Source organism: Paenibacillus caseinilyticus, from assembly GCF_027533645.1.
GTDB lineage: Bacteria > Bacillota > Bacilli > Paenibacillales > NBRC-103111 > Paenibacillus_G > Paenibacillus_G caseinilyticus.
The window spans coordinates 44262-57684 of sequence record NZ_JAQAGY010000012.1 but is presented as its reverse complement, the minus strand read 5'-3'; the positions used below and the strand labels follow the sequence as shown (position 1 = coordinate 57684).

At 58.6% G+C, this 13423-nt stretch carries 14 protein-coding genes; 5 read left to right on the top strand and 9 right to left on the bottom strand.

The window, feature by feature from the left end:
- Window positions 1-28: 28 nt before the first annotated feature.
- On the bottom strand, window positions 29-442 hold the full coding sequence (locus O9H32_RS18365) for a hypothetical protein (protein ID WP_269867584.1): 414 nt from the start codon (window positions 440-442) through the stop codon (window positions 29-31).
- A gap of 90 nt (window positions 443-532) precedes the next feature.
- Complete coding sequence (locus tag O9H32_RS18360; protein ID WP_269867583.1) at window positions 533-2053, bottom strand: carboxypeptidase M32; 1521 nt, start codon at window positions 2051-2053, stop codon at window positions 533-535.
- A 177-nt stretch (window positions 2054-2230) separates the two neighbouring features.
- Between O9H32_RS18360 and O9H32_RS18355 the strand changes: the two genes are divergently transcribed.
- On the top strand, window positions 2231-2578 hold the full coding sequence (locus tag O9H32_RS18355) for an iron-sulfur cluster biosynthesis family protein (RefSeq protein WP_269867582.1): 348 nt from the start codon (window positions 2231-2233) through the stop codon (window positions 2576-2578).
- Between the two features lie 117 nt (window positions 2579-2695).
- Here the strand turns inward: O9H32_RS18355 and O9H32_RS18350 are convergent, their stop codons facing one another.
- The 4 genes from O9H32_RS18350 to O9H32_RS18335 all read right to left on the bottom strand — a co-directional run bounded on the left by O9H32_RS18350 (window position 2696) and on the right by O9H32_RS18335 (window position 6363).
- Entirely contained in the window at window positions 2696-3286 is a 591-nt protein-coding gene (locus tag O9H32_RS18350; protein WP_269867581.1) for a beta-class carbonic anhydrase, read from the bottom strand.
- Window positions 3287-3413: 127 nt separating this feature from the next.
- Complete coding sequence (locus O9H32_RS18345; protein ID WP_269867580.1) at window positions 3414-5090, bottom strand: sensor histidine kinase; 1677 nt, start codon at window positions 5088-5090, stop codon at window positions 3414-3416.
- A complete protein-coding gene (locus O9H32_RS18340) occupies window positions 5087-5821 on the bottom strand; it encodes a response regulator transcription factor (protein WP_269867579.1) in 735 nt (244 codons plus the stop codon). The genes O9H32_RS18345 and O9H32_RS18340 overlap by 4 nt, the downstream gene beginning before the upstream one ends.
- Window positions 5818-6363 (bottom strand): DUF309 domain-containing protein, encoded by a 546-nt coding sequence (locus O9H32_RS18335; RefSeq protein ID WP_269867577.1) that lies wholly within the window; start codon window positions 6361-6363, stop codon window positions 5818-5820. The genes O9H32_RS18340 and O9H32_RS18335 overlap by 4 nt, the downstream gene beginning before the upstream one ends.
- 174 nt (window positions 6364-6537) lie before the next feature.
- Here O9H32_RS18335 and O9H32_RS18330 point away from each other — a divergent pair, with 174 nt between their 5' ends.
- The 3 genes from O9H32_RS18330 (at window position 6538) to O9H32_RS18320 (ending at window position 9469) form a co-directional block, all read left to right on the top strand.
- Window positions 6538-6972 (top strand): hypothetical protein, encoded by a 435-nt coding sequence (locus O9H32_RS18330; protein ID WP_269867576.1) that lies wholly within the window; start codon window positions 6538-6540, stop codon window positions 6970-6972.
- A 24-nt stretch (window positions 6973-6996) separates the two neighbouring features.
- Window positions 6997-7275 carry a YxcD family protein gene (locus O9H32_RS18325; RefSeq protein WP_269867575.1) on the top strand — a complete coding sequence of 93 codons (279 nt, stop codon included), beginning with the start codon at window positions 6997-6999 and terminating at the stop codon, window positions 7273-7275.
- Window positions 7276-7543: 268 nt separating this feature from the next.
- Entirely contained in the window at window positions 7544-9469 is a 1926-nt protein-coding gene (locus O9H32_RS18320) for a glycosyl hydrolase family 18 protein (protein ID WP_269867574.1), read from the top strand.
- A 219-nt stretch (window positions 9470-9688) separates the two neighbouring features.
- Here the strand turns inward: O9H32_RS18320 and O9H32_RS18315 are convergent, their stop codons facing one another.
- Window positions 9689-11176: a thioredoxin domain-containing protein gene (locus tag O9H32_RS18315; protein WP_269867573.1), complete on the bottom strand. Its 1488-nt coding sequence runs from the start codon at window positions 11174-11176 to the stop codon at window positions 9689-9691.
- Between O9H32_RS18315 and O9H32_RS18310 the strand changes: the two genes are divergently transcribed.
- The gene (locus O9H32_RS18310) at window positions 11142-11618 is read left to right on the top strand and encodes a DUF255 domain-containing protein (RefSeq protein ID WP_269867572.1); all 477 of its coding nucleotides are present in this window, start codon (window positions 11142-11144) and stop codon (window positions 11616-11618) included. The two genes, O9H32_RS18315 and O9H32_RS18310, sit on opposite strands and share 35 nt — an antisense overlap.
- Here the strand turns inward: O9H32_RS18310 and O9H32_RS18305 are convergent.
- Together O9H32_RS18305 and O9H32_RS18300 are read right to left on the bottom strand one after the other, a co-directional pair.
- The gene (locus O9H32_RS18305; RefSeq protein ID WP_269867571.1) at window positions 11507-11944 is read right to left on the bottom strand and encodes an SRPBCC family protein; all 438 of its coding nucleotides are present in this window, start codon (window positions 11942-11944) and stop codon (window positions 11507-11509) included. The two genes, O9H32_RS18310 and O9H32_RS18305, sit on opposite strands and share 112 nt — an antisense overlap.
- 260 nt (window positions 11945-12204) lie before the next feature.
- A complete protein-coding gene (locus tag O9H32_RS18300) occupies window positions 12205-13314 on the bottom strand; it encodes a phosphatidylglycerol lysyltransferase domain-containing protein (protein WP_269867570.1) in 1110 nt (369 codons plus the stop codon).
- Between the last annotated feature and the right edge of the window lie 109 nt (window positions 13315-13423).

Below are 13423 nucleotides of genomic sequence, written 5' to 3'. Positions count from 1 at the left end.
GCAGAGTCCGCGATCATAGCGCCTAGGGCTAGCCCCCGCCGTCCGGCAGCCGGCTTGATGGGCGGATGCCCAGTCCGACGATCCGCCTCCACCCGCAGTTCGCAGGACCCGATCTTCCCCCGGATCCGCATGACTGCAGATGACATCTACAGCCGCATCGATCCCCGCGTGGACAGCATCTGGATGAAGTCCCTACCATGATATCCCGCAAAAACTGGAACGTCTGAAAGCTGGGTCCCATGCTCCGTTCCTCCCCAAAGACCGCCACAGGACCCGTCACCGGGCCGAGGAACATGATGACCAAGATGAGCACTTTTTGGGTGAGGATCGAGGCCGGTATGCCGACAGGAATAATCATCACAAGAAACATTACATTGGTGCGCGCGATGACTTCAATGCCCGAACGGTCCGAATAGCTTGCCAGGTTGATGAACGCGCTCATATACAACTGCACAAAAAAAGCCCGCTCTCCAAGCAGGAGAGCGGGCGGCAGGTGAGCAGGAGGCTCAGGTTTAACTGAAGCTGCGGCCCGTTATAAACGGTAAATGTCCGTGTACTTCTCGCGGAGGTAGTCGACGAGATACTGCGGGTTCAGCTCTTCGCCGGTCACCGCCAGCACGAGCTCGTTCGGGGTACGGCTCTTGCCGTACTTGTATATCTTCTCCGTCAGCCACGCCTTGATCGGCAGCAGGTTGCCTTCGCGCACAAGCGCATCGACATCGCCGAGCTCTTGGCGCAGCGCCCGGTCGAACTGTGCCGCGTACATGTTGCCGAGAGCATAAGACGGGAAATACCCGAATTCGCCGCCGGACCAGTGCACGTCCTGCAGCACGCCTTCCCCGTTGTTGGCCGGTTCCACCCCAAGATACTCGCGGTACTTCTCGTTCCAAAGCTGCGGCAGATCCGCCACCTGGGCTTCGCCGCTGATCAGCGCCTTCTCGATCTCGTAGCGGACCATAATGTGCAGATTATAGGTAAGCTCGTCGGCTTCGATCCGGATAAGGGAAGGCAGCACTTCGTTGGTCGCCCGGTAGAATGCCTCTGCCGTCACGTCGTCGAACTGCCCTGGATACGTCTTCTGCACTTCGCCGAAATACCGGGTCCAGAACGGACGGCTGCGGCCAATCACATTCTCCCAGAAGCGGGACTGCGATTCGTGTATGCCCATGGACGTGCCCGTGCACAGCGGCGTGCCGAGCAGATCCGCCGAGATGTTCTGCTCGTAGAGCGCATGGCCGCCCTCATGGATCGTACCGAACAGCGCGCTGTTGACGTCGCCTGTCAGGTAGCGCGTCGTAATGCGCACATCCCCGGGGTTTAGTCCCGTCGCGAACGGATGCACCGTCTCGTCGAGACGGCCCGCCTCAAAATCATAGCCCATCTGCTGCAGTATGTATAAGCTGAATTTCTTCTGCTTTTCTTTGTCGAACGTCTGCTTCAGGAATGAGGTATCCGGCGCATGCGACGATTTCTGAATCTCGGCGAGCAGCGGCACCACTTGCTTGCGCAGCGCACCGAACACTTCGTCGAGCTTCTCAACTGTCATGCCCGGTTCGTACATATCGAGGAGCGTATTGTATTTGTGCCCTTCGTAGCCCCACAGCTCCACGAACTCCAGCTTCATCTGCACGATCTTCTCGAGGTAAGGCTGGAACGATTCCCAGTCCGAGCTGTGCTTCGCGCCTTCCCAAGCCGATTCAGCCTGCGAGGTCAGCACGACATAAGCCTGGAATTTGTCCGGCGGAATCTTTTTGCTGCGGTCATACTCCCGCTGGCATTCCCATACGATCCGCTTGTCCGTATCGCTGAGGCCTTCCTGTCCTTCCGGCGAACCGAAGTGGGCCAGGAACGCTCCCATCTCATCGGATACGGACATCTTGAAGAGCTCCGCCGACAGGTCCCCTACCACTTCCGACCGGTTCGCTATGCCCTTCTTGGGCGCGCCGGTCCTCATATCCCAGTAGATCAAGCCAATGGCTTCCTCATAACTCTTCATCTTCTTCAGATACTGCTGGAACCGCTCCCATGTGATCGGTCCGCTCAAGGTTGTCATACATTCCCTCTCCCCTCATCGGTATACATTGATGATACTCCCGTTGGAGGGCGGGAAGCAAATCCGAGGGGAATGTGTTATCATAGATTGTGCGCAACTGAAATCGCCAGAAGAGCGCTCCATAGAGAGCGCAATACAAGAGAGACAGAGAATGGACAGATGAGAGGAGAGATCGCCATGAGCATTCAATTCACGGAAGCGGCCCAGACCGCGATCGGTAAGATCCTGGGAGGCCAAGGATATATCAAGCTGGCTTACGATTCGGAGGGGTGCGGCTGCTCGGTGAGCGGCGTGCCGACACTGTGGCTCGTGGACGAGCCCGCCGCGTTCGATCTCGTAAAGCGCGGAGAACCGTTCGACGTGCTGATGGAACAGAAGCACGAAGTGTTCTTCGAGGACGCGATGAAGGTGGATTACCAGGAAATCGGCCATATCTACTCCCTGAAGAGCAGCAGCCAGATCTATAACGGCAGAATGCAGCTCATCGATAAGCGCAGGCAGCCTGCGGGTCTCAAGCCGGAGTAATACATCATACGATAAAGAGCCTCGGTCCCCAGTAGGGGAATCCGAGGCTTCTTCTTGTTGGGCAGGCGCCGGGGCGGCTTGAAAGGAAGCGAAGCTCCCTCCCTGCCGCGAATGTTCTTACTCGCCCGCCGCCGCGCTGTCGTTCTTCTTGGCATACCCGTCGACCACGAGATCGAGACGTCCAGTCACCGGATCGATCACAAGTCCGTGAATCGGAATGTCGGGGACGAGCGGATGGTTGTTGATCAGATTGACGCTTCCGCGTACGCTGTCCGTCACATCATTGAAGCCTTTCAGCCAGCGGTTGATATCGAATCCGGAGTATTCCAGCGTCTCCAGCGTTTCGTTCTTTACGCCCCGTTCCACGAACTTGCCCTTGATCTTCTCCGGGTTGACGCTGCTCATGCCGCAGTCATAATGACCGACGACGAACACTTCCTCCGCTCCCAGCTCATAGATCGCCACAATGATGCTCCGCATGATGCCGCCGAACGGTGTGGAGACGAAGCCTCCAGCTGCCTTGATCATCTTGACGTCGCCGTTCTTGATATTCATACAAGCTGGCAGCAGTTCGACGAGGCGGGTATCCATGCAGGTGAGCACAACGAATTTCTTCTCCGGAAATTTCGATGTCAGGTAGGGCTCATACTTCTTCTCTTCCACAAAGGTGCGGTTAAATGACAGAATGTTACCGAGCAAATCAGACATGTTTCTCTACCTCCCGAATGTTCTTGTCTCTATGTAGGCGAATCCAAAACAGGTTTTGGATTAGAGAAATTGTACCTCTTCTTGTCGGGTTGAACAAGCAAAAAATCTTAAACCGGTCCTGCTCGAATCAGGAGGGTTCGCCTCCGCCCGTTTTGCGCCCTTCTCCGGTGCGAAGCGGAAATGCCACCCGGAAGACTGTACCGGCTCCCGGCTCGCTCTCCACCGTGATATGACCGTTCATGCCCCCGACCAGATGCTTGACGATCGTCAATCCAAGCCCAGTCCCCTCGGTTCCGCCGGTGCGGGAGGCATCCGCTTTGTAGAACCGGTCCCAGATGCGCGAGAGCTCCTCTTCGCTCATCCCGATGCCGGTGTCCTTCACATACACCACCGCTTCCTCGCCCTCCGCCGCGAGCTCTACCGTAAGGGTGCCTCCCTCTGGAGTAAACCGGATGGCGTTATAGAGCAGATTAAGCAGAACCTGGGAGAAGCGGTCCGGGTCGAGATCGCACATCAGCGCGGATGCGGCTGGTGAAAGCTCCGGCATACGCAGCCGGATCCCCTTCTCCTCGGCCGCAGGCCGGATCAGCTCCAGCGTCTCCAGCAGATGGGCCGAGAGGACCACAGGACGCAGCCGGAATACATCCGATCCGTTCTGAATCCGCGCCAGATCGAGCAGATCGTTCACCAGCCTCTGCAGTCGCTGCACTTCCCCGTCGCAGATGCGCAGGTAATGCGCCACCTTGTCCGGCGGGATAATGCCGTCGTTCATGGCGCCGATCAATCCGCGCAGGGAGGTCAGCGGCGACCGGAGCTCATGCGAAATATGCGCCAGAAACTCTTGCCGAGTGTCTTCCCACTGCTGGAGCTGGTCCACCATGAAGTTGAAGCTGTGCGCCAACTCGCCCACCTCGTCGCGCGAGGTAACGGGAACGCGCGTCGTGAAGTCGCCCTCGGCGACTTCCAGCGCCGCCCGGTTCATCCGCTGCAGCGGCCCCGCCAGCTTGCGGGAGAGGATGAAGAGAATCGCGCCGACCGCGATCATGGAGAAGAGCAGCGGCACGAGAATATTCAGCCGCACGGCGGAGAGCGCCTCGCTGACTTCGAGCGCCGGCATCAGCATCAGGATCACGATGCGTTCGCCGTGCAGCTCGGCCGGCGTATAGTAGACGAGCAGGCTCTCGTCAGCCGGCCCGCCGAGTCCCAGCGGATTCGGCGGCACGGGAATCGCCGATGCCCCGCCCTCTGCCGCACCGTTCCGCAGGGTGCCGGTGCCCCCCGCCGAGGAAGCCTGCTCCCCGCCAGCCGCAGCTCCGTTCCCCGTACTGGTTCCAGGCGCAGCTGGCCCCGAACGTCCGCCCGCCCCGCCCCCGCCGCCCGCAGGGAAGGGCTCGATCTTCAGCGTCGCGGCATAGAATCCGCTGCCGCCCTTCAGGCCGTCGGAGAACAACTGCTGCAGCTCTGAAGGCAGCGCCAACCCCTCCCGCTCGGAGGAGCCGCTGAGCACATTGCCTTTGGCATCGACGAGCCAGATCATCCCGTTGAATCCCCTGGCGATAATCCGGGTGCCGAAGCGCATCTCGCGGTTGGATACGGTGCCGTCCTCGTAAGAGGGCAGCAGCTTCACTACTTCCGCCGACCGGGAAACGAGCAGCTCCTTCTTGTCTTTATAGAAGAAATCCGTGAAGTAAGAATTCCAGAAGAGCGCGAGGCCTGCGAAGAACAGGATGCAGGTGAGCAGGAACGACAGGAAAATCTGGATATAGAGACTCCGGCTCCAGCGGCCGAGGAAGCGCCGGATCATGCTTCGCGCACCTCGAAGGAATAGCCGATGCCCCACAGCGTCTGAATGCTCCACCGGTAGCCCGTCCCGAGCTTCTTGCGCAGGTTCTTGACATGGGCGTCCACCGTCCGGGTCCCCCCGTTAAAATCAAAGCTCCACACGAAGCCGAGCAGATCCTCCCGCGTATAGACCCTTCCCGGGCTGGAGGCGAGGAAATACAGCAGCTCCATCTCCTTGGCGGTAAGCTCCACCCGACTGCCGTCGACCATAACCTTGTATTGGTCAAGATCGACAGTCAGGTTGTCCACCCGCAGCGTCTTCTGCCCTCCCTCGGAGCTGCCGGTCTGCCGCGGGGCCTTAGCGCGCCTCAGCACCGCCTTGATCCTTGCGACCAGCTCATTGGGATCGAAGGGCTTCACGATGTAATCGTCCACGCCGAGCTGGAACCCGCGCAGCTTGTCGATGGACTCGCCCTTCGCGGTCAGGAAGATGACCGGGGTGGATCCGGCCGGTTCCGGGAGCGCACGGATCCGCGAACAGATCTCGAAGCCCGAGAGCCCGGGAAGCATGACGTCGAGCAAGATTAGGTCGGGAGCAAGCGCCGGCACGCCTTCGGCCACGCCCTCCCCGTGACTCTTCAAGACCGGCTCGTAGCCCCCATGCTCGAGGTAGAGCCGGATCACCTCCGCAATGTGTTTCTCGTCTTCTACAACCAGGATCACCGGCGGGCGGCCGGGGGTTTCTCCGCTCATTCGCCCATCCCCCGCCGGGCCTGACGTTCTTCCCGCTGCCGCTCCCGCTCCTGGATCACCCCGCTGCGGTCACGCAGCGTATGTTTATGGATCAGATAGCTGTCCGACAAGTCGCTCGGCTGCGCCCAGCGGTCCCAGGAAGATCCGCTGGCCGCTTGGCATGCCTGCCGCAAGGCGGTGTCCTCCAGCGGAATCTCAAGATCGCTGTACACGAACCCGGGCGCGGACAGTGCCTGCAGCCTCTCGCCCATGAGCCGCTGCAGCTCCTCCTCCGCGATGCCGAGCCTTGCCGCGGCCCCTCCTCCGAGGCGGCGGATGGCGCCGGCGAGCATCTTCACCGCTCCTGCTGTATTCCCCCTTCTCTGATGATACAGCGAGACGGCCAATTGGATCAGGCCGACATAAGCATCGCCGTCCGCCGCCTCCGGATGTTCCTTCCAATATTCCTCGAGCACCTCGTGGCACTCGAAATAATCACGCTCCGCGTGAAAATGAACCAGATAGCGCACGTAGGCTTCCGGGTATGGATGTGCATGTGCCATAGAGCATACCGCCTTCTTCGATACCGAATGATCTTTGTTTCTCCTGTCTATTGTAACAAGTTTGACGGGGTTTCGCGAAACTTCTAAAATTCCGGATTATTTTTTGAAACCTGCGCCTACATTAGAACGTAGTACCTTTTGAAAACAAAAACGTCCTTAGATGGAGGAAACACCATGTGGAAAAAATTATCAATGATTCTGATGGCTTGTACGATCGCCTTCTCCTTCTCCTCGGCGGGCACGGCGGATGCGGCAAAGTACAAATCCCCTAAAAAGAGCTACAGCCCGAGCAACGGGGCAACGACGACAACGCCGAACAGCGGCGTGAATAAAGCCGACCCTGCCGCTTCCAAGTCGCCTGCTGCCGGTGCGGCCGCAACGCAAAAACGCGGCTTCTTCAGCGGCGGCGGACTGATGAAAGGCCTCATGATCGGCGGACTTGCGGGACTCCTCTTCGGCGGCTTGTTCGGCGGACTGGGCGCTCTCGGCAACATCCTCGGCCTGCTCGTCAACGTGATCGCTTTCGTAGCCCTGATTGCGATTATCGCCCGTGTGTTCGTCTACTTCCGAGACCGTAAGAAATTCAAGGAAGAGCCGCGGCGCTATTAATCCGGAAAGATGGGGTAAGCAGCTATGAGACTAAGCGAACAGGATATCATCAATGCCATCTGTCTGCACACCGCAGAACGTAAAGGCATCCAGCCTACTCAAGTGGAGGTCGAGCTCGAGTACGACGACGATCTAGGCTTCTCCGCCGAGATCACGGCAGAAGGCCGCAGCCAGATTCTGATCGCAGCGAACATCCTCGAAGCCATCGAGCGATACCTCTTCCAGCACCAAGGCGTCCGTGTCTTCCGGGACCAGATCCGTCTTACGCTGGAGCATGAGATCGTAGCGGACATTGTGCAGTAGATGATCAGCCTCCCGGCCGCCGAAGGCCGGATCAACAAGCCCTCTCCAAAGCGATTTGGAGGGGGCTTTTTTTGATCCTCAGTGCACTCCCCCAAGGCCACCTGCCCCCACCATCCGATCCCGCAGCTTCCAAGTTCTGCGGCTTCCGGCCTTCGTCAATCTTCTTCCCCCTCAGTTCTATCCTCTCATCTAGTATTTTCCGTGCAACTTCTGCCCCTCTCGCCGCGTTTAATAGAATAGACTTACGAGAGAAAGAGGCTGATCGAATTTGCTGCGCAAGACCCTGACCTCCATGTCCATCTTCGCTATACTATTCTCGTCCGCCGGCTCCCTTCAAGCAGCCGACATGACGACCAAATACCGGGTCTACCAAGACCAGCAGCTTCTCAGCGAGACCGCTTCGTACGCCGAAGCGCAGGCCTATGCCCGCTGGTTTGCCGACAGCCATGTGGAAGAAATCGGCAGTCGCAAGTGGCTTTGGCACAACTATCCGAAATACCGCGTCTATCAGAACGGCACATCGCTGCCCGAGTGGAAGTTCGCAACTTTGGAAGCGGCGATAGCCGAAGCGTCCAAGTGGGGACACGCCAGCGTCCGCGATCTGGAAGGCGGCGGCTGGGTGTGGAACAACTACCCCAAATACCGCGTGTATCAAGGCGAGACGACTACGGGTACTTGGGACTTCCCTACGCTGGAGTCCGCAGTCGCCGAAGCGCGGCGCTGGGGGAATGCCCATATCATCGACCTGACAGACCACCGGTGGGTGTGGGACAATATCCCTGTGAACCGCAAGACGGAACTCCGTCTAGGTGCGCCGGTCTATCAGGTCTACCAGGGTAGCTTCACGAATCCGGCATGGACCTATGCTTACCTGGAGGATGCAGTGAACGCCTCGCTGGCATGGGGGAACTCGGAAGTGCGCCGTACGGATAATCAGAACGTCGTATTCTCCAATGTCAAGGCGTACAAAGTGTTCCAATCCGGCAAGGAAATCGGCGCCTTCCTCGGACTGTCGGATGCAATCTCTTATGCGCAGGGATTCGATCATACCCGCATAACCGACGTCAGCACGGGCTCCGGTACGGCCGCTCGTACGATATGGAATAATTATCCTTACTATCAGGTATACCAGAAAGACCAGTGGATCGCCGACTTCTCTACGATCGGCGGGGCACTCGCTTATGCTTCCCGGTACAGCAACGCCTCCATCCGGTTGTATGATGACGGTTCGGTTATCTGGGACAACCTCAAGGAACTGCAGTACTGGGGTTGGAACGGCAGCTCCGGCGACAGCACGATCCGCAGCCATGTAGCAGGCACGACGGGACTCGACGTCGTCTCTCCGACTTACTTCCAGCTGGATGATGCGTCGGGTGCCCTTGCCGATACATCCAACCCGGCAACGGTAGCTTGGCTGAAATCGCAGGGCTACTCGGTTCACCCTCTGGTGGCGAACCAGTTCGACAGCAAGCTTACCACGGCCTTCCTTGCATCGTCCGAAGCCCGGGCCAAGTTCATCGACACCTTGGTCCAGCGTGCCGTGCAGCTTGGCGTAGACGGCCTTAACGTCGATTTCGAGAGCGTGTCCGGCACTGACCGTGCCGCTTTCACCCGATTCATGGAAGAACTCGCGGCGAAGACCCATGCCGCGAAGCTGACCCTCTCCGTCGATCTGCCGCGCGGAAGCGCGAAGTGGAATGCCAAGACGGCGTTCGACCACGAGAAGCTGGCCGGTATTGTCGACTATGTCATTACAATGACCTACGACCAGCACTGGAAAGGCAGCACCGAGCCTGGTTCCGTCGCGGGACTGCCTTGGGTCGAAGAGGGCATCCAGGAGTTCCTCGCGTACGGCATTCCCCGCGATAAGCTGATCATCGGCATTCCGTTCTATGTCCGGGAGTGGAAGCTGGACGCGGCAGGCCAACTGGAGAGCAACCGTGCCCTGCTGATGAAGGATCTTCCTGCACTCATCGCTTCGAAGAAGGCCGTCCGCACCTGGGACGCCCGCTTCGGGCAGGATAAAGTCGAGTACACAGAGAACGGCGCACGCTACGTCTTCTGGATGGAGGACGAGGCCACGGTGAAAGCCCGCATCGACCTCGCCAAGAAGTACGATCTGGCCGGCGTGGCCGCATGGCGCCTCGGGTACGATCCGTCCAGCCTCTGGTCGATGATGCTGCAGCAGAAGTAGGCTGGCGGCTGATTCCAAACACAAAAAAACCAGGGTCCGCACTGCGCGGATCCTGGCTTTTTTGTGTTCGCCCGGCAGCTGCGATCCGCGCATTCATCCGTCCGCCGGGCACAGCTCAGACCTCCGGGGCTGCCTGCCAAGGAACAGATCTACCCCAGCGGGACACCATGAATGAATGGAGGAGGAGCTGTCATCAATCTCCGGCAGCGGCCTGCAGGGTCAGTGCTGCAGCAGCTCCCTCAACTCTTCCACATCGGTCGTCGGAGACATGCATGCAAAATTCTCGCACACATAGGCGGTCGGCCGGCCGCCTATAGCAAGCTTGTCCTGCACGAGCGGCACCCGCTCACGGACCTTTGCCCCCCGCTCTCCTTCGGGGACAACCAATACGAGCGTGTTCGGACGGAACTCCGCCCACACGGCGGCCACCATCTCCCGGGTCGTATCGGCTTCGGGGTCACCCGCGATCACAATCTCGCCGGGCGGACTCAGCGCATAATCGAGCGCGATCAGGTAGATGGCATGTCCCAGGGGATAGCGCTCCACCGTCCCGGCAAATGCCTTCAGCTGGCGCTCGGCGAGCCGGGACAGACTGCTGTCATACGTCAGCTTGGCGAGACGGAGAAGATTCAAAGCGGCAGCTGCATTGCCGGAAGGCTGGGCCCCGTCGTGAATCTCCTTGTTGCGGGTGAAGAGCTGCTCCCCATCGCTTCCATAGAAGAACAGCCCTCCTTTCTCCTCGTCCCAGAAGAGCTCGATCATCCGGGCGTTCAGCTCTATCGCCAGCTCCAGATAAGCGGGGTCGAAGGAAGCCTCGAACAGCTCGATGAGCCCCCAGACGAGGAACGCATAGTCGTCCACATACCCATGGAATGCCGCCTCTCCGTCTCGGTAGCGGGCCAGCAGCCTGCCGTCTTCCCTTCGCATACGGCCGATGATGAACGACACGGCTTTGGCCGCCGCCGCCAAATATTCGCTGCGCCCCAGCGTTTTGCAGCCTTTGGCGAGCGCCATGATCATCAGCCCGTTCCAGGAGGTCAGGATCTTATCGTCCTTGTGTGGATGAATCCGCTTCTCGCGGTGTTCGAACAGCTTTCGACGCGAGGCTTCCAGCCTATTTCGCACCTCTCCCTCATCCAGTGCCATCCTACTGACGGAAGACGCGGCGGCGGCGATGAGATTCGGGATGCTGTGTCCTTCGAAGTTCCCCTCTTCTGTGATACCGTATACGGTACAGAAGTATCCGCCCTCCTCTTCGCCGAGCACTTCGTGCACCTCCGCCGGCGTCCATACGTAGAACTTGCCTTCCTCCCCTTCGGAGTCCGCATCCTCCGCCGAATAGAAGCCGCCTTCCGGATGCGTCATATCGCGCAGGACGTAGGTGAATATTTGCCCGGCTGCCTCCGCGTACGTTTCCTTCCCGGTACTCTGGTAAGCCTCCAGATAGGTCCAAGCGAGCAGCGCGTTGTCGTACAGCATTTTCTCAAAATGCGGCACAAGCCACTTCTCATCCACCGAGTAGCGCGAGAACCCGAAGCCAATATGGTCGTACATGCCGCCGCGGTACATCGCATCGAGTGTTTTTTCCACCATCGCCAGTGCCCTATCCTCGCCGGTACGGTGCCAGCAGCGGAGGAGCAGAGATAACTTGTATATGGCGGCCTGCCAGGCGATGACCGGACGGGGCGGCTGGCCGCTGACCGTCATTCTCACGCCGGATCAGAAGCCTTTCTTTGCCGGCACCTATTTCCCCAAAGCCCGCCGGCACGGACGGCGCGGCCTGATGGATATTCTCTCCCAGATCTGGGCGAAGTGGAAGGAAGACCCGGCGAAGGTGGCGGATATCGGTGAGCAGGTTGCCGCGGAGACGCAGAAGCGGATGATCGGCAGCCGGGAAGGCGGGCTCTCCGAAGCGTTGCTGGAGAAGGCTTACCAGGCTTATGAAGGAAGCTTCGACGAAGTGTACGGCGGCTTCGGGGGTGCTCCGAAATTCCCGGCCAGCCCTCACGAAACGAATCCCCCTCCCTCCTTGCACTCCTATTTAACCAATCCCGCCCTCAACCGGGTTACCCCGAATTCCAGATACGCTTTGAGGCAGGTCAGCACATACACCCAGCCTTCTTTGTTGTCGACCAGCAGACGAATATAATCCGCATCCCCTTCCTTGAACCCTTCCTCGGTAACTTCGATGCATGTACTCGCCGGCTCCACCGCGTCAAGCACGATCGTTATCCGATGCGGATCTCCGTCGCCCCCCCATCGAAAAACGATCCTTTGGTCTTTCACCATCTCCAAGATATCGATATCCAAAATAGCCTGGTACTCATCATAGCGCAGGGTAACGGTCTTCCCTTCTTCCCATCTGCAGGAGCTGGATGAAAACCAAAATTGGCTGATCCGCTCCGGATCGACGAAGGCTTCGAATACTTCATGGGCCGGCCGCTCGATGATCATCTTCGTAAGGTTATACGTCATCCGAATCCCTCTCTTCACTTCAGGTATGGAGCTCAACCGCGAGGCGCGATCGATAAGATTCTTTCTCCTGTCTTTGGGCCTCCGCTACTTATCGCAATCCTCTGCTATGATCCTATCACTGTAGAAGGACGTATGCCAAGTCACACAGGGGCGGCGGCAGCGGGGGCCGACCTGATTTTTCATGCCATTGAAAAGAAAAAAACCAAGGAGTAGGCTCCTCGGCTTTGGGGTTATACTAGGGTCATCGCTATCTGCTGCACTTATACTTCCCATTGCTCGCGCTTGGGCTGGCCCTGCAGCTCGCTTGTCTTCGCCTTGCCGTACAAGAGGCTGAATACCAGGGACGGGTTGAGCTTCCGCTGGAAATTGATCAGGCAGATCAGCTGCAGCATCAACAGGGGCAGCATGCCGCCTTGATAGGCCAAATATTTGGGCACCCATTCCGGGTGGAATTTGCTTTTGAATTCACGGAGCCCCTTGAACTTATAGAACGCGTTGCCGTATTCGTACATATGCTTGGCCACCCTCTCGCCTGACGTGGAATTCGGCAGTATTCCCACGCCGGCGAGCGGGGCCATGCCCAAGCTGCACTTGGCATAACCTTGTTCCTTGGCCCAAAAGAATATCGAGAGGAAGAGCATATCCATCGTTCCGTGCGGCGAAGCGGCCGTGTGGCGCATGAGGTCGATCACTACCGTGCGGTCTTTCGCACTACCGCCGCCTCCGATCGTCGCGAAGGCCACCATGCTGCCGTCCGGCGCATACAGTGCGGCCACCGGATGCGCGTCGACGTAGTCGCGGGTGAAGAACCCGACCGAATAGTTCTTCTCCTGCCTCTTGCCGAGCCAGGAAGCCGACACTTCTTCAAGCTTAGCCAGGAAGCTTCCCGAGAAAGGAGGCAGCATGACCTCGAAGCGGAAGCCGCTGCGTTCGAACTTGCTTTTGCGGGTGCGCAGCTTACTGCCCTTTTTGCCTGCGAGATCGAAGCTCTCCAAATCCAGGATCGCCTCTTCGCCCAGCTTGAAGAAACGGTATCCTTCCTCCTCATACAACCGCTTATAGAGCGGGGAAACTTGGTAGAACACCGCCTTGCCGCCGCGTCGGGCGCAGTAGGCTTTGAATTCTTGAACAGCCCCCTGCAGGCTGTCCGGATCGCCGATCGGGTCGCCCAGCACAAAGTAATGGCTCCCCATCTTTTTGAACGAGATCAATGCTTTCTTGTTCGAAGACCAATAGATTTCCTTATCCTGCAATAGGACGAGATGGGAGAGCGTGCTGCCTCCATGACGGTCAAGAAAATCCCGGACCTCCCGATAATCCACCCGCTGATGATCCGCTGTCGAAGACTGTACTGGGTGCAGTGCTTGCATGCCATCCTCCTCTGAATTCCGCGTATTTGTTCGTTACACCAAACTATCACATGCGGGTTGCAGGGTCGATAGAAGCCTTGTGGTAAAACGCATAGAAAGTACCAGGACC